Origin of the sequence: Bradyrhizobium sp. 1200_D9_N1_1 (genome assembly GCF_052075915.1) — a bacterium.
GTDB classification, from domain to species: Bacteria; Pseudomonadota; Alphaproteobacteria; order Rhizobiales; family Xanthobacteraceae; genus Bradyrhizobium; species Bradyrhizobium diazoefficiens.
Window position 1 is genome coordinate 8,055,733 of sequence record NZ_CP197226.1, and the last position, 16,212, is coordinate 8,071,944.

The window sequence follows — 16,212 nt, forward strand, 5'->3', positions numbered from 1 at the left end:
ATTCTCATCCGAGCGCCGATGTTCGCCACACCCCGCAATGGCAAGCTTGCTTGCGCGCCGATTGGCGATCCTCCGGACTGCGGGCTGATAACCCTCCCGAAAGGAGTGTTCTCTCCAGGCTCCATGCTTTTGTAAGATAGAGCTTGATGGGGCTCGGCGCTGCTCAGGCAGTCCGCCAAGCCGATGGAGGCATGAGCGCTGTCACCGGATGGCTCACCGCCGCAAGACGATACCTCACCGGATCCCCAGTCGAGCCATCTGCGCTGAAGCGTGCTCCGGATCGGGGAGGGGCTGCCACGGCTGGCCAGCGGCGGTGCTTAACAAGGACTTGCAGAACACAGGAGTGAGCCTGCCGCGATGGATCACGACATTGTCGTGCCCCTCGGCGGCTCGAGCGCTCTGCCAGTGCCGATTGTAGCCGCGCTGTTCGTCGGACTTGACGTGGCAAGCGGCGAATTCGCGATCGCCCAGCGTTGCCAATTGCCAGGCATTTACCGGGCGCTTGGTATGGATGTGCACCCACATCGGCCTTGGCATCGCACCGCTGCGCAGCGCCCTGGGCTGCAGCTTGATTTCGAATAGCGTCCCCGGCTCTCCCTTCAAGGCGTGCGGTGGATCCACTGACGCCAGTTCTCCCGCTTCCCGCAACTGTTCTAGGTATTCTTGCGATGGAAACGCATAGGTCTTCGTGCAATCGCTTGTGATTGCTGCCTTTCGCGCGTTCAATGAGCTTGCCTGTCCCTGAACCTCGGACCACATCCTTGTCAGCCGGACTATTTTTTCGTGCACTTCAGGCACTTGCGCAGGCGTGAGCAGGCCTCGCCGGCGAGGCTCCTCCAGCGCGGCTACACAGGCCTCAATCTCGGAGGACTGCGTCTGCATGCGCTTGATGACGACATCCAACACGTGTTCGGCGTCCTCGGGCTTCATGTGGCGAGCTTGCGAGGCGGCGCTTTGCTGAGCCGGCAGATCGAACTGCAGCAGCTGGTCCAATCGCTCAAGTAATCCCGGCAGTGCTTTCCTGGATGGCGGAGCCATCCACATCTGGAGGTTATCGGCCGCAGCGGATGACGCGCGTGCCTGCTCCGGAGTGGCGAGTTTCTTTGTACCGAGATCCGAGAGCACGATGACCTTGCCCGCCGGGGCCGTCGCCGCATCGGGCCTAGCGAGTTGCGGCGTGGCGGGGCTGGCCGTCGAACTCCCCTCTCCTGCGGCTGCTGCGGGCCTTGCTTTGCCCGTTCTGCGCGCCGGACTGCCTCCGCCCGCTGGGCCAATATTATCCGGAAGCGCAGCCCAAGCCGGCGGTTCAATCGTGGCTTGCGTCTTTGGCTGCAATGCCAGCAGCCGCATGACTTCGTTCGCCGTCACCCACGCAGCTTCCACGATCTGGTCCAGCAACGGCAACGGAAGGTCAGTTTCCGTTGCAGTCCCCCTCAGGCTGTCAAGCATGCCGCTCAGCCCCGATGCAAATTCCGAAAGTCGTTCCATGACTCCTTCCAGAACGGCGCGATGCTCCGCTTCGAGCGCCGCTCCATCGCTGTACAGAACGGCTTGGGCCGTCGAGACGAACGCCGGAAAAACATCTCCGATGAAGGCCCCGAGCAGGCGCACCCTCCCGCTCTCATCCATGAGGGCGTCGCGCACGTCTGGTTCCAACGTGCTCGCTTGCGAGTTGACTAAAAGCTCCACGAGAGCGATCCGCGATTGCAGATACATGCACTTCGTAAAGAGCGCCCAGCCCGTATGATGCCTTAGTGCGGCATCTTCGGCCGTGCGCATGGCGGGCGTGCTGCCTGGAAGGTGGGCGGTAGCGGCACAGACTGACTGCATCCGCTCACAGCGCAGCACCTTCTTTCCCCACAACTCCATGCATGCTGCATAGTGGTTCGCAACGCTTGTAAACAGGCGGCTCAGCTGTGCAGGCGAGGCGATGTCTTTGAGGCTGTCGAGCACGCCTTGTGCTTTCTTTCTGCTCTCCTCCAGCTCGTAGATAATCTGGGTCGCCACTTCATTACATTCGTCAGCCTCCCTCACAGTGTCATCGCGGAGCCGGCGAGCCCGATCGTTTGGCAGAATTCGGCGCGCCAAATCGGGTGGCAGACTGGCGTAGTACGCCAGAACTGTTGCGCCTGCTTTGACGACCTGATCCATCAGATCTTGTCTCTCCGGCAAGTTCCGGGCATGCCCGGCCGCTCGGCGGCAAGCTTCAAGTTCCTCAAGCAGGCTGCTCAATTCTCGCTTTGCTGCCTTTATCTCCTCCCTCGTTGGCGCCGCTACGTCCGAAGTTGGCGGCGGGTTCGCAAGCGTCGCCGCTCTCACATCAGGCTCAGACCGTATCCGCCCTACGACGGCATCGAAGGACTGATCGCGTTCCCCAGGGAAGAGACCAGACTCCGGGCTCGAACGGCTCGATTCCCTAATGCTTTCGGCTCCCGCGGCCTCAAGCTCTGATGGACCAGCTCGGCCAATGCCTTTCATGCTTCATCTCCGGATAATTGAGGGTGCGCAGCCTGTCTGGATAGGCCGACTGGCTGACGACTAGCTGACCAAGAGCATTCATCCGGATGCGCAAGGAAGAAGATGCGGCCTTGTGTTCGACTTCTATCGCAGCTTCCATGCTGCTGGAGTAACCGCGTCAGTTCCGGTGTCATCAGCTGAGACGCGAACAGGCCAGACGCCCCCTTATAGAAAACTGACAGCTATAGAAAAATGACAGTCGCGTGCACCAAGCATTCGCCTCACGTATCGTTCTTCACGGGCGATTCAACGTCTGCCCGGTTATAAATAGCTGCCGACAGAACCTTCGCTTCTATCCATTCATCTGCGCAGTTTGAAGAAGCCAAGATAGTTCACATCAATCCACACCCACCGCACACCGGCGGTCGAGACTGTCCCGATCATGGCCTAAGCTTCAATCCGCACGGGGAGAGCGGAATAGCCGTGCACGAAGTTAGATGCAATTCGCTCGGGTTCGCCGACGACCTTGATCTTCAATCCCCCATCCAAAATCTCTTCCCAGAGGACTCTCAACTGCAGTTCCGCAAGGTGTCGGCCAAGACAGCGATGGATTCCGAATCCGAACGAGAGGTGTTGCCGCACATTCTTGCGGTCGATCACGAAACTGTTGGCGTTCTCAATGACCTCTTCGTCTCTATTGCCGGAGATGTACCACATGACGACCTTGTCGCCTGTCCTGATCGGTTTTCCCCCAACGATGCTGTCTATAGCAGCAGTGCGGCGCATATGTGCGATCGGCGTCTGGTATCGAATGATCTCAGACACGGCGCTCGAGATCAACTTGGGATTGTCAGTTAGTTTCCGCAGTTCGGAGGGGTACTGGCTCATGAACAGGAGGCCGCCGGTAATCGAGTTGCGCGTGGTATCATTGCCGCCTACGATCAGTAGAATGAGGTTCCCAAGAAACTCAGTTGGCTCCATATGGCGTGTGACGGGTGAATGCGCCATCAAGGAAATCAGGTCGAGGCGTGGCTCGGCATTGATGCGCTCGTTCCAAAGCCGTGTGAAATAGTCCAGGCACTCCGACAAGATGGTGCTTCGCTTGTCCCAGCTGTCGATGGCATAGCCTGCTTTAGGAGTTGTAACAGCTGCGTCCGACCAATAGGTCAGGAGTCGCCGATCCTCAAATGGGAAGTCGAACAGCGTGGCGAGCGTTTGCGTCGTCAACTCTATGGAGACCTTGGTTACCCAATTGAAGACTTCATTACGCGGCAAGCCATCGAGAATCATCCGGACCCGAGAGCGGATCAAGGTTTCGAGCCTCGTCAGGCTTTCCGGCCCGACGATCGGACTCACCGTGTTGCGCTGCTCGGCGTGCTGGGGAGGCCCCATCTTGATGAAACTTGGGGTCCAGTGCTTATCAGGCACCTCGACAATGGTGACACCTTGCTGTGACGAAAACGCGTGGTGGTTTGTGTCGACCGCTACGATATCCCGGTATTTCGTTATTGACCAATATGGACCATGAGCGCTATTTTGACAGTAGTGAACGGGATCTTCTCTTCGCAACCGCTCGAAGCAACCCCATATGCTGTCGTCTTGAAAGCGCTTGCCCTCGCTTACATCCAGCTCGCTGAGCGGGATAATATATCCATCATCCGCTCTATGGATTTCCAATCGCCTGTTCATAACATCTCCGCAGATTTTGTTCGCGAGAGCTTACGGATCCAAACTTACGATTCACCGGTTTGAGCTGTCGTGGCGTTTGGCTGTGACAAGCTACCCGAACAGACTATCTCAAAGTGCGGCTAGCCAGCCCTACCATGTCGGGCAGTAAGGATCGCATTGACTTTCCGGCTCCATCTACTCAATGGATCGCTGAGAGCTGTCACCACCGCTGGCCTCGCCGTTTCCGGGAACGGCATCGGCGTCAACATAGTGGCTGTCGTTGCCCTGACGGCGAAGGAGCTGGTCCGGCTGCCGCGGCTAGGTCCTGTTCTTCCCAGTGACACCGTCCTGCGCCGCCCTAACAGAGGCCGCCGACGAACGTCATCGCGCTGCCCGATCGCTATCTGAGCGCTACCGCGCGAGCCCAGCGCGAAACTTCGCCTTCATTGAGGGCTCCTACAACCGAACTTGGCTTCATTCCGCTCGCATATATCGCCCCAATCGACATGGAGCTAAGAGCCACCTAACCCCGTCTACTTTTTCGGGCGAAGATCTATGAGTAATCGACTCGCTACGACTGCTTAGGCAAATCGATCCAGATATCCTGAGCACCATTTAGGAGCGTATCCTGATCTGGAACATAGATGCTATCGGAAACCGTGAGGCCATGAGCCATTGCAGCCCCAATAATTAAGAATGGGAGCTTGACCTGCTCTAAATCTTTGAAATTATCAGCGTCGACAATCCGAACAAACTCGAGTCTAAACTGTCGAAACTCTATCCGAGATGTCGCCGACGCGACCAGATCCTTCACGCTTGACGCTCCTCGGGCGATCTCTTCTCTTGAACGGTTGAGTGCCGTGAAGAGACAGGACAGCTCATCAAGCTCGGAACGGTTAAATCGCCTCAAGCGCGACGAAATGGGCACTCCGTTCTTGTATCTCACGGTCGGCACAAACCTTATCTCGCAATCGAGAAGCAGGTCTGCGACGGCGCGCTTTACCAGGATCGCCTGACCTATATCTTTCAGGCCGAAGTAACTGCGAGTTGGCCTCGAATAGCAGATCCAGCGGATTGCTCCAGTAACGGCTTCCTTCAAATAAGTTTCAGGCCCCCCTAAACGCAAATCACAGTCACCTTGCGATACATACGTTCGATAGCCGACCGGGAACATTTCGGTGTCGCTCGACGAAATCACGGCAGTTGCTCCTGAACGTAGGGCAAGTCCAATATCATCGTCCAAATTGAAATCGTAGCTCCCACCTGGTCTAAGCTGGATCTTGTTCGGGTACACTGTGACGATCGCGACATCATTCTCCAATGCCGCTCTTCTAATCAGCTCTGCATGCCCAAGATGCAGGGCGCCGAGAGTGTGGACCGTTCCAATCGTCTGACCTGTTCTCGCGACCTCCCGGATGAACGCCTTGCCTGCGGAAAGACCTGTCAGATGCATCTTCTTACTCCGCTTTTTGAACGCCAAAATAGTGGCGCGTTCGGATCTCGGAAGGCGCGCCGCCCAGCGTCTCGTGGGCCGCGCACGCCAACGAGCACCAAAGAGGTTTTACGCCCTCTCACACCTCGACCACCGCACGAACTGTCCAAAGCTCGCGCGCACTGTTCTTGCAGCTCCGAAGCAGTCAGGTTGACCCTTCTCGACCCCGTCTGATCACCGATGAGAATTCAGCCAGATAGCTTGATGGTTCGCGCGGCTGCCGCCCCTCCAGAGCGACCTGCAGTCCCCGACAACGGTCGGCGAAAAATGGTGGCTCGAAAGTGGTTATCTTAGCGCCCGAAAAGTCCACCTTTACGAAACTGGCCTGGAACGGCGATATCCCACTCAGGTTCGCATCGCGCAGGGACGATTGGTTCATGCGAACGTATGCGGCTCGCGTTGCCTCCAGGTTACTTTCGGTCATATCCGCGGCGAGATATGCCTGAACGAGATTTGATCCCTCGAAATTTGCGTGATTCAATGCCATTGATTGCGGCGGATCACCGGTGATCATCGACCTGTAGAGGTAAGCTTGGGATAGGTCCGCATGCTCCAGATCGCAGTCGCGCACAAAGGCGCAGCGGCCGCGAAAACCGGTGAATTTGGCCGCTCGCATTGTGCTCTCTGTTATCGAAATGCTTTCACCTGATGCGCTAGATAGATCCGCCCCATTCAGCTGACAGGAGTGAATAGATGCACCGGTAAGCACGGCACCCACGAGGTTCGCGTCGGACAGGCCTACGGACAGAAGCCGCGCCTCGGTCAAGTCTGCCTGTTCCAGCTCCGCTCCCGCAAGATTTGATAGGTGAAGATCAGCGAATGGGGCGCTCAGGGCTCTCGCCCGAATCCAGAGCTGGCCCCGGTTGTTTGGACAGCGCCCCGCTGGATTTAAGTGGATTCCTGCCGGGTTATGCTGAACGCGGGGCTTTACGATTTTGTCGTTGCGTCGGGAGGGCGTAGCCCGACCAGAGCGACGACAAAATCGTCGGCGACGGTCATGCGGCCATCACCATAGCTTGCGTGCCGAAGTAAGCCTCGTCGGGCGTGCGCCCGTCAAGGCTCGAGTGAGGGCGTCCCTGATTGTAGAAGGCCAGATACTTGGCAATTGACGCTCGCGCCTCGGACACGCTGTCGTAGGCGCGGAGATAAACTTCTTCGTATTTGACCGTGCGCCAGAGCCGCTCGACAAACACGTTGTCGCGCCAGGCGCCCTTGCCGTCCATGCTGATGGCGATCTTCGCGTCCAGCAGCACATCGGTGAACTCGAGGCTGGTGAACTGGCTGCCCTGATCCGTGTTGAAAATCTCGGGCCTGCCGTGCTTCGCCAACGCCTCCTGGACCGCTTGGACGCAGAAGGCCGCCTCCATTGTGATCGAGACGCGATGGGCCAGGACCCGTCGGCTGAACACATCGACGACCGCCGCGAGATAGACGAAGCCACGCCGCATCGGAATGTAGGTGATGTCCATTGCCCACGCATGGTCGGGCCGCTCGATCTTCAATCCGCGCAACAGGTACGGGTAGATCTTGTGACCCGGAGCCGGCTTGCTCGTGTTCGGGCGACGATAGACCGCCTCGATCCCCATGCGCTTCATCAGCGTCGCGATGTGGCGGCGACCGGCGTATACCCCCTCCCGCCGCAGCAACGATCGCAGCATACGCGCTCCCGCGAAGGGATAATCGAGATGCAGCTCATCGAGCCGACGCATCAAGGCAAGGTCCTCGGCCGAAACTGGCCGAGGTTCATAGTAGACCGTGCTGCGAGCCAGCTTCAGGACCTTCGCCTGGCGCACGATAGAAAGATCATGACCGCGGTCGATCATCGCTTTGCGCTCAGCAGGCCCGCCTTGGTGAGCGCGCCGGACAAAAAATCGTTTTCCAACGCCAGCTCGCCGATCTTGGCATGTAACGCCTTCAAATCGACCGGCGTCTCGGCCGATGTCTTGTCATGCCCAAACACGCCGGCGGCGCCTTCCAGGAGCTGGTTTTTCCAGATCGTGATCTGGTTCGGATGAACATCAAACAGTTGCGCCAGCTCCGCCAGTGTCTTGTCTCCTTTGACCGCAGCCAAAGCAACCTTCGCCTTGAATGCCGGAGAATGCGTCCGGCGGCTCTTCTTCGTCATCTTCGCTCCTGATTCGCAGCAAGAATCCTCGCCGCTGTCAGGCAGAAAATCCACTCAAGCTACTGTCCGAATTTGCGGGGCCAGCTCTTCCGCCCGCTCACCTTTGAGAGTCTCAGATACGGAAGATGAGCGCCCTCTAAGACGAGACCATCGATCGAGATGGGACGCACGATCGATAAACAGTCTCCCTTCGACTGAAAGAACGAGCAATCCGCCAGATGCGCCTTCGTGATCGTGACCTGGCTCAGCTTTGCGAAGCGGAAGGACGCTGAAGGGAGGAAGCATTCATTGATGGTTGAGCCCTGTAATTCCGCGCCGTCGAATACAGCATCACTCGCGTCGCACTGGTAAACGAGGAGCCCGCTGAGCATCGCGTTGTCAAAGCGTGTTCTTTTCATGCTGCAACCGTGAAAAAGGCTGCCGGTTGCATCGATTACATTGCGCAGACTGGCATCATCGAAGTTGCAGACCTGCGCTGCCATCGCATGCATATAGGCAAAATCGAGCTTGGCCCCCATGAAACTTGCCCGCTCTAGCCCCGGACAGATAAGGTTCGCCTCAGAAAGATCTGCTCGATCCAACTTTGTTCCGTAGAGCTGCGCGCGATTGAGGGTACAGCGTCGCAGCGGGAAATCTGATAGGTCATGACCGCTAAGGTTCTCGGAGGATAGCTGCAAGCCAATCCCGGTCCTTCTGATTGCCTCCTCGGTTCGCCTCCTAACAGCAGCAACCGCCAGCAGCCGGTCGGCAGCCCGGCTCCAGTACCGAACGAACTCGCCATCTGATGAAAGCTTGTCTTTCGGATCTGAGTAGTGCTCTGCCCCTTCATTCACGGTGCACTCGCTATCAGCGCCGATCCTTTGCGACATGTCGAGAGTTCCGTACTGCCAGGATTACGAGGACCTCTTTGTGCTTGGCATGGACGCAGGCTGCGGGCTTTGTGGCGAACTCGCCGGGGATTTGGTGACACGACGTGTCGACGAGACTCTTATCATGTCGCTGTCCGCGGCGGCCGACGCTTGACCACGTCAGCCGAATTCTTGTCATGCGTGTCCACTGCCAATCGGTGCAATTGTCTACCACACCCACCAACCCTGATCCGTTGTTTGGCAGCGCTGATATGTCCGAAAGTGTGTTTCTTTTCGCCAGCTCTTCGACACTCCACATCACTCTCCATTAACCCGAATGCGCAACATTCTAGGTCTTTCTTCTTGTTCGGAATGGACCCGCGGCTTGCGGGCGGAACAGTGATCGTTCACCTAGCTCTGCACTCAGCCTGGCCTTACCTCATCGGCAGCAACAACCGTGCCAGCCGCATCAGTCGGAATTGTCGAGCTAAATCGGCAGCGTAATTTCCACATGGGCGCAGAATGTTCTGATTCTGACAAACACGGTCCCGCTGACAGAAACCGCATTATGGTCGCTACGCCACCTTGAAAGCAAAAATTCCGACTTCGGTTGCAGGAGGGCAAGAGCCGCAGTCCTTACGGGCACGCAATCGATCAATTGCAATTCGACACTTGCGGATCGCCGGCCTCCTGGTTAGCCAAAGCTCGCGATCGGCTAGGCCTGCTCCGCGAGCCGACGGGTCCATCTATGGGAGAACGAGTTGGGCCGATCGAAGTCGCACCCCCGTGGCTTGTTTTGCGACTAACGCTCGGCGCGCCGACGCGATCCATCGCATCAGTATTCCCAACAATGGATCTTCATGCCACGCGGCCCGGTCAGAGCCCGATGGCCGCGGCATGATCCGGCGTTAGCATCCCCAGCAGCTTCTTGAAGAGCTTTTCAAAGTCCTTCACGGGGAGCCGATGCAAGCTAGTCCAGGCAGGCTGCCCCATGCGGCTCAAGCTTACGGTAAGCGGGCCCTCCCCCGGGCTGCTTCCCCATAACCTTTCATACGGTACTGCCATGAAGCGGAGAGCGACAATGGCCCATCTCGCCAAAACTCTGCTCCGCAATAAACAACAGGCTCGCCGGCACAGACGCAATGGCCACGGGCTTTCTTCAAGCAATTGGGTCTGGTCAGCTGTTCGACAGCTAGGCTTTCTAGCATAACAGCATCTTTATCCGGACTGGAGCCCGACTCGAACACAAATATCTGGACGAGAAGCATGAGCTGGATTGCCGGTCAGGGGCCTGCCGCACGCCTCAACACCGAACGTTCGAGAACCAGACCGGTGCATCTTATACAAACTGCGCCCGTCTCAGTTCCTGCTCCTGATCTGATCAACTTTTGCATGACGATATTGAAGGCCGACAAAAGGAGACCGGAATGGCCCCATTTGACAACGTCAACCCATCCGAGGCTCGGATGCATAACCTCGATCCACAACAGGAAGAGACGGCGCAAGCAGACTTTGAGCATCGGCTTGGAGAGGCTCAGCCAATCCTCGCATCATTAGCTTCACCCGCGGCTGGATCGAACCCGACGGTAACGGACGGCAACAAGAAAGCGCAAGCTATCCCTGAGAACGAACGGTGCGCGGCTGCATCGTTCGTGAGAACGCGCGGTCAGCTTGCCGCAACGTTGACTTGCGCTAACCTTGCGGAACTCAGAAGAGACATCGAACTCGCTGCGCAAAGATCAGCACAATGGCCAAGAGCGACTGGATCGTCAGCCTATCGCGTCGACAGTGACCGCGTTTACGACGACGTGTTGGCATCGTCATACACGGAGCTGCAGCGCTTTCAAAACCACGCCAGCCACTGCAGGCCACATGTGTTGGACCGTCAAAGCGCGATGGCCCATTTGCGTTCCATGGCGGCTTTGCGTTACGAGCAAGCTCCCTGGAATATCTGGGGAGGCCAACGACTAGATCTGGGCCGCGCAGCGGCAGAGCACATGAGGGGCGATACCAATTCTTCGCCTTTTGTGTCACTGTCCGAGGACGCCTCACTACTGCTCGTTTCGCCGGACGACGACAAGGAGTTTGGCGCCAAAGTCATCGCGGAAAACGCGAATGAGTTGCACACCTACACGGTGCCGAGGGTCACAACTTGGACGGCGGAAGACATCGTCAGTATTCTCGAGGATGGAACCGAAAATGATGAACCCGATCTGGCATGGGTGAGTGCTACCCCAACCGAAGAGCGTGAGGTACTATTTCTGGGTGGGAATCTGGACGACTTTCGGACGGCCAGCGCATCGAATCCGTACAAAAAGTCAGGAGCAAAAGGCTGATGACGCAGGCTCCGGAAAGGGTGATTTGCCTTTTCCGATGCTTGGAAAAGTCGAAAACAGCGTTCATGCTATAATCCTCCGGTCCGTCTGCCCGGCGAGGGGGAGCGTCAACAACGCCGGCCCTGGCTGGATCCGCTTAAATATGATGTTCTCACGAGGGCCGCGGGCAGCGCGCGGACGTAGCGAGATCATCTGGACGTTCAACCGAGAGGTATTGGCTCAGCCCCATACGACGACTGCATGAGCCGCCGATCTTCCACCTCAAAGATCGAATGGAGATCGGCGACATTCATGAGTTAGCTGAGCAACAAGTTCAGGCAACTTGATCCTTCCCTGACGAAAAGACGGCTAGAAAGAGTCTGGCAGTCCTGACGATCGAAAAGATCCGTATCATGCCCGGCGAAGCTGTCCACACGATGGAGGATCAAGTCTACGAAGCGCCCGTCTGCTCTGTGCTCTTCGTTACCAGATGAACTTTGCGCCATCCGGCACTTCGCAGATGAATTCGCCTTGATTCGCGAGTTCGGTGGTCCCGACGACAAGTTTGGAGGCTCGCACCGTCAGCTTGCCTTCGCGGCTAAGGCTATGGCGGATGTACTCGGTCACGGCATGTCCGGAGCTGTCGACCGTTTGATGAGCATTGGCGAAGCTGATGCCGCTCTGGCTGGTCACCCTGAAGGCATTGATGACCAGACCGGCCTGCGTCGCCGACGCAGGTTTGCCACCATCCGCGTTGGTACAGTGGGTCATATCGAGGATGAGCTTCACATTCTTCCCCGCTTGGAGGGCTCTGAGTACTTCAGTGTATTTCGGCGAGGGGTCGTCGGCTCTTGCCGGCGCGCTCGCGGCCGAAAGCAAGGACAACAGGATCGTTAGTCCTCGGCCAGTAACCTTCATATGCTCTTCTCCCTCGATAAGTACCGCCGATTGCGGCCTCCAAGTCGTGATGCTCGCGATGCGTTTGGCTGATTCCAGACAACAAGCGCGCTCGTACAAAGCAGCCTGTCGCAACGACGCGCAAGACGTTGTAATGGCTATTCCGACATCACAACCTCGTATGTTAGGTTTGCGGAAGTGGCTTAGCTTCCCGCGCGTCGACTAGACCGGCTTGATCCAGCGTCGTCCGCTTGGAAACAGCAAACCAAACCGGTTGCGCTGGTCCGCCACAGGCCTCTCGAGCGAGAGAATGTAGTTCTCGCCTCTGCATAAGTAGACGATCTACGAACGCGCCTTTCGCCACCTCAAGCACCGGCTCGTCCATCTTGCTGTGCACGGGCTGTCTGCCTTAGATCACGCGTCCACAATGAAGTGGTGGGCGCGTCCTGGCGTGCCGATCCGAACAATCTCAGGCATCCAATAGCAGCCCAATCGAACACCAATGCCAGGAGGCAAACGGCAGCACCGATTTTGATCCGACGCTTCGCGCGACTTCCTTCCGGCTGGCTGTTCGCCATGCTGACTGACTCAATTCGACTCCGTCAAGAGCTGAAACTAAATGGCGCCCTCTCTGGTCTGTCAGCTTCTCGAAAGCTGCGCCTGCAACAATCTAGGCTGGCATCCGGCACTTCGAAGGGAGAGAGATATGAACGTTGATCCACGAAATGCTGTGGACACTCCCTTTGAGGTTCACAACGTGGTACAGCAGGCGCGCCGCGTCCATGGACAACAGGATGAGCTTGGCGCCGAGAGCAGCGCAACGGCACACAATTCCGAAGATCAAGCAAGCTTCGAGCAGCAGCTGAATGACTTGGATATAGACGACCTCGATTCGGCCTACCCGACGCCGCCTTCACTCTGCTTAGCGGCAAATTCCGCGACTGCCACGTCCTCGTCTGCGCCAGGCGAGGCCGCCTCGGAACCCGGTAGCTGCCCAGCCCCATCATTTGTCAGTGCCCGCGCTCAGCTTGCAGCAACACTGACAGGTGCCAATCTTGAAGTGCTTCGCAATGAGATCGACCTTGCCGTGCAGCAGGCGGCGCGCTGGTCACCGGCGAGCGCACCTAGCATTGACCGAGACGGCGTATTTGACGACGTCGTGAGGTCGTCTTATGTCACACTGCGGCGTTTTCAGAATCAGAATAGTGACTGCAAGCCGCATACGGACGAAAACACAAGCGCCATATTGCATGTTCGCAACACGGCTCGGGATCATTCTTCCATTGGAGATCATCCAGAGCGGTATCCTATTGACCGGGCGCGCCAAGCTGGCTGGCATATGCGCGGCAAGACAACAACATCACCCTTCGTATCGTTGGTCGAAGATCCGGCGAAACTCGCCGTTTCTCGCGATCATTGGGCGAGGGCGATCGCCAACAATGCGAACGCACTGCACACCTACACTGTTCCGAAGCACAGTGTCTGGACGCCAGACGACGTGATGAGCAGCATTGCGCTCAGAATGAATGCTGAAGACTACGACAACATCGATGCGGACGTCGATTTGATGTGCTCACTTGGCAGAACGCCAACGAAAGAGACCGAGCGCCTGTTCTTGGGCGGAAACTTGGAAAGCTACCGCACCGGCAGAGAAGAAAATCCCTATAAGCGCGAGAGCAATGAGTAGATGGTCTCTCGGCCAAACCGTTGGGCTGGTTCGTTGGTTTTCAAGCACCCAAACTCCCAAAAGAAAGACCTTGAAGCGGCGTACCAACTCCGCACACGCAGAACAGCTTAAGCTTATGCGGCGACCGGCGGCCCGATCAACTCGCCGGTCGAGCGGCAGAGCGGTTGGGTCTCCGACAAGATGCACTTCCGGCGACGCGAGGATGTCGGACAATCCTCCTCCTGTGCGCGCTCGTTGGAGCATCCCGGCGCCTTGGACATTGTGAGTTCGAACGACATACGAGCTCACGGCTGGCTGGCGGCTTTGGTGGAGTTACGCCGCTGAACGCGCTGCGTCCCTCTCTGTACTCGGTCTGAAATTGGCCGCGCGGTCAAGCAACAGGTGTTTCGGCCGCGATCGCATCGGGCATTCGCTCCCCGCGATAAGCCGCGCTGCTACAAGACAGCCGATCCGTCACCTGGATGCGTTCCATCAAAACAATCGATTTTGCGGAGCGCGCCTAAGAGGCTCATAGTCGATCGCAATATAAGGAGGCCGCATTCAAGATGACGTCTGGCAATCGATTCTCTCCTCAATCCCTTGCCGAACAACTTGGCTCGAGCGATCGACAGTCTTCACCTCGAACGTTGCTTCCTGTTCATCAAGTGGACGTCCACCTCTCGCCACGGTCTCCCCGCTAAATTGACACGCATGAGGCGGATCGGATCGCCCCGCTCCTGGTGTCATGGCTTACCCCGCTTGCCAAGAGCGCCTGCCTCTTCTGCACTCAATAGCGCTTCTGCGAGACGTTTAATTGGACGGACGAATGCTCACGGCTTTGTACACAGCGAGACGGACCGCCGCGCGCAGTTCGACGGCATGGTCGAACTGTGTCGCCGTTGCCTCACAACGATTCCAAACTGAAGGCACCCCGACAAAGAGCATTCAATTGCACTTGAATCTCACCTCGCGTCAGATTGTAGGATTTCCGACAGTCTCGCGACACAGTCCGCTCGTGTGAACTCTTCCTGACGGGTACCAACAATTGCGAACGTCTCAAAAACTCAATGCTCGGCCGATTCGGTTGATCACACTACCCAACTCCTCCTTTTTAGAGCTTGCATCGTTCATCTGCTCTGTGAGGGCTGGGCGAAGCGCCGTCTTCGCAGGCAGACCTGGATCCAGCGCGCGAGAACAACGCGGGCAGTCTTTGTTTCGCCTATGCCGACGAAAGGCAGAGTTCCTGAGCCGTGCACCCGATCCGACGACATGGAGCCGGCGTCGCCGCCTCAGACAAGGCACGACAGCAATGCCGCACGTAATTTGTCCTTCATTGGCAGCACTAGCTCAGTTGGGACGGAGAACGCCTCGGAAGCGACCGAGCATTGGAACGGTTGACATCTTACTTGGATAACGCCGGCAAACGAGAGGACGTCTGTCCCGAAGGACGCGTTGATCGTTTCGTCGCATCTCGGCCTTTTACACCCCATTGGCCGGCACATAGCGCGCGAAGTGTCTTTAGCGCGGAACACTTGCAATGCCGCGACTTGACGGCACTACGGCCAACAGCCTCGCAAGACTGACCGCGGATCAAGACGAACTGGGAAGTATTCAATGTCGGTTTCGCAAGCCTGTTCGACGACAAATACAGCTGATCTCGCCCGTGCCTTGCTTTCGCTGGGGCAGTCTCGCGCGATCACTACCGCTAGCATTCGCGCAGCGCATGCAGGCATTGCTATGTGCCGCCCACAGATGCATCAGTGCGCCGCCAGGGCTCTCAACCCCGTAAGTCATCGCAGAGCTCTTGCCAACATAACGGATATGTTGAGCTGCGCCGCCCGCCCAGGCGACCCGCCGCGAGCCGTCACATATCCGATGTCAATGGATGCGCATGCATCGGTCGCCTGCCAACAAGCTCTTGCGGGTCGTCTACGGCTTTTCGAATTCATGCCAGACCGGCAGCATCCAGTCGCCGGATCTCTTGGTCAACCCTAACACGCTCAAGTCTTGCCGAGGACGGACGAGAGGCGATGGATGCGAATTCTCCTGGTTGATCATCATGCGGACTTTGGCCGCGCTGTGAAGGCAACGCTCGTGAATTGCGGGTTCGCGGTGGACGTGACGCCCACGCTGGATGAGGCGTCAGCCGCGCTGGATTGCGCAAACTACCACCTCGTACTGCTGGAGTCCGTCTTGCCGGATGGGGATAGTTTGGACTGGTTGAAGCAGTTGCGGCGCGAAGGACGATCAATGCCGGCAATGATGATGAGCAGTCTCAATGATCTCAGCCGCCGGATCGCGACCTTCAATGCGGGAGCGGATGATTTCCTGCCCAAGCCTGTGTCGATCGACGAACTCATCGCTCGCATGCGGGCCATTTTGCGAAGGTCAACGCAAATGACGGCGCCGGTCGTGACATTCGGGAATCTGCATTTCGATCCGATCGCCAGACAAGTCTCGGTGGGTGGCCGGATCCTGAGGATTGCTCGGCGTGAGGTGTGCATTCTCGAGCATCTGCTCAATCGCGCCGGCCGCACTGTGCCGCGCGCTTCGCTGGAAGATAGCTTGTACGCGTTCGATGACGAGGTTTCGACCAATGCGCTGGAAGTCGGGATTTATCGCTTACGCGCGCATTTGAACCAGGCGGGTGCGACGCTCAGAATCAAGACCGCGCGCGGCGTCGGTTACACTCTTGAACTCGTTGGCACAGCATCGGCTGCCTAGCAGCGTCACTTAAAGGCAAC

10 protein-coding genes and 1 pseudogene are annotated in these 16,212 nt (G+C 57.6%); 3 read left to right on the forward strand and 8 right to left on the reverse strand.

Annotated features, from left to right (window positions below; genetic code table 11):
* Positions 1-234 precede the first annotated feature (234 nt).
* From AB5K84_RS38080 to AB5K84_RS38110, 7 genes and pseudogenes are all read right to left on the reverse strand, one after another.
* Positions 235-2,478, reverse strand: a complete 2,244-nt coding sequence (locus AB5K84_RS38080; protein ID WP_011084660.1) for a hypothetical protein — start codon at positions 2,476-2,478, stop codon at positions 235-237.
* A gap of 426 nt (positions 2,479-2,904) precedes the next feature.
* Positions 2,905-4,146 (reverse strand): cytochrome P450, encoded by a 1,242-nt coding sequence (locus AB5K84_RS38085; RefSeq protein ID WP_011084659.1) that lies wholly within the window; start codon positions 4,144-4,146, stop codon positions 2,905-2,907.
* 550 nt (positions 4,147-4,696) lie between these two features.
* A complete protein-coding gene (locus tag AB5K84_RS38090; protein WP_011084658.1) occupies positions 4,697-5,578 on the reverse strand; it encodes a pantoate--beta-alanine ligase in 882 nt (293 codons plus the stop codon).
* A gap of 184 nt (positions 5,579-5,762) precedes the next feature.
* On the reverse strand, positions 5,763-6,233 hold the full coding sequence (locus tag AB5K84_RS38095) for a pentapeptide repeat-containing protein (RefSeq protein ID WP_321175595.1): 471 nt from the start codon (positions 6,231-6,233) through the stop codon (positions 5,763-5,765).
* 51 nt (positions 6,234-6,284) lie between these two features.
* Positions 6,285-6,551: pseudogene (locus AB5K84_RS38100) on the reverse strand (pentapeptide repeat-containing protein); the annotation flags it as partial.
* 61 nt (positions 6,552-6,612) lie between these two features.
* Positions 6,613-7,742 (reverse strand): IS3-like element ISRj2 family transposase gene (locus AB5K84_RS38105; RefSeq protein ID WP_085967575.1). Its coding sequence is split into 2 segments (ribosomal slippage): positions 6,613-7,490 and positions 7,490-7,742, totalling 1,131 coding nucleotides; the frame shifts between segments, so codons are not numbered across the junction.
* 59 nt (positions 7,743-7,801) lie between these two features.
* The gene (locus AB5K84_RS38110) at positions 7,802-8,611 is read right to left on the reverse strand and encodes a pentapeptide repeat-containing protein (protein ID WP_441232738.1); all 810 of its coding nucleotides are present in this window, start codon (positions 8,609-8,611) and stop codon (positions 7,802-7,804) included.
* A 1,406-nt stretch (positions 8,612-10,017) separates the two neighbouring features.
* On the opposite strand from AB5K84_RS38110, the gene AB5K84_RS38115 reads away from it, so the two are divergent.
* Positions 10,018-10,926 (forward strand): hypothetical protein, encoded by a 909-nt coding sequence (locus tag AB5K84_RS38115; RefSeq protein WP_014497924.1) that lies wholly within the window; start codon positions 10,018-10,020, stop codon positions 10,924-10,926.
* 462 nt (positions 10,927-11,388) lie between these two features.
* On the opposite strand, the gene AB5K84_RS38120 is transcribed toward AB5K84_RS38115, so the two are convergent.
* Positions 11,389-11,823, reverse strand: coding sequence for a VirK family protein (locus tag AB5K84_RS38120; RefSeq protein ID WP_011084653.1), 435 nt, complete (start codon positions 11,821-11,823; stop codon positions 11,389-11,391).
* 685 nt (positions 11,824-12,508) lie between these two features.
* On the opposite strand from AB5K84_RS38120, the gene AB5K84_RS38125 reads away from it, so the two are divergent.
* Together AB5K84_RS38125 and AB5K84_RS38130 are read left to right on the forward strand one after the other, a co-directional pair.
* Positions 12,509-13,489, forward strand: coding sequence for a hypothetical protein (locus AB5K84_RS38125; RefSeq protein WP_014497925.1), 981 nt, complete (start codon positions 12,509-12,511; stop codon positions 13,487-13,489).
* 2,013 nt (positions 13,490-15,502) lie between these two features.
* Positions 15,503-16,192 carry a response regulator gene (locus tag AB5K84_RS38130; RefSeq protein ID WP_011084649.1) on the forward strand — a complete coding sequence of 230 codons (690 nt, stop codon included), beginning with the start codon at positions 15,503-15,505 and terminating at the stop codon, positions 16,190-16,192.
* The last annotated feature ends 20 nt before the right edge of the window (positions 16,193-16,212 follow it).

What these genes read in the sequence shown, in the direction of transcription:
- AB5K84_RS38115 (WP_014497924.1), top strand. Translation starts at nt 10,018, where the DNA reads ATGGCCCCATTTGACAACGTCAACCCATCCGAGGCTCGGATGCATAAC.
- AB5K84_RS38090 (WP_011084658.1), bottom strand. Translation starts at nt 5,578, where the DNA reads ATGCATCTGACAGGTCTTTCCGCAGGCAAGGCGTTCATCCGGGAGGTC.
- AB5K84_RS38085 (WP_011084659.1), bottom strand. Translation starts at nt 4,146, where the DNA reads ATGAACAGGCGATTGGAAATCCATAGAGCGGATGATGGATATATTATC.
- AB5K84_RS38110 (WP_441232738.1), bottom strand. Translation starts at nt 8,611, where the DNA reads ATGTCGCAAAGGATCGGCGCTGATAGCGAGTGCACCGTGAATGAAGGG.
- AB5K84_RS38130 (WP_011084649.1), top strand. Translation starts at nt 15,503, where the DNA reads ATGCGAATTCTCCTGGTTGATCATCATGCGGACTTTGGCCGCGCTGTG.
- AB5K84_RS38095 (WP_321175595.1), bottom strand. Translation starts at nt 6,233, where the DNA reads ATGCGAGCGGCCAAATTCACCGGTTTTCGCGGCCGCTGCGCCTTTGTG.
- AB5K84_RS38080 (WP_011084660.1), bottom strand. Translation starts at nt 2,478, where the DNA reads ATGAAAGGCATTGGCCGAGCTGGTCCATCAGAGCTTGAGGCCGCGGGA.
- AB5K84_RS38120 (WP_011084653.1), bottom strand. Translation starts at nt 11,823, where the DNA reads ATGAAGGTTACTGGCCGAGGACTAACGATCCTGTTGTCCTTGCTTTCG.
- AB5K84_RS38125 (WP_014497925.1), top strand. Translation starts at nt 12,509, where the DNA reads ATGAACGTTGATCCACGAAATGCTGTGGACACTCCCTTTGAGGTTCAC.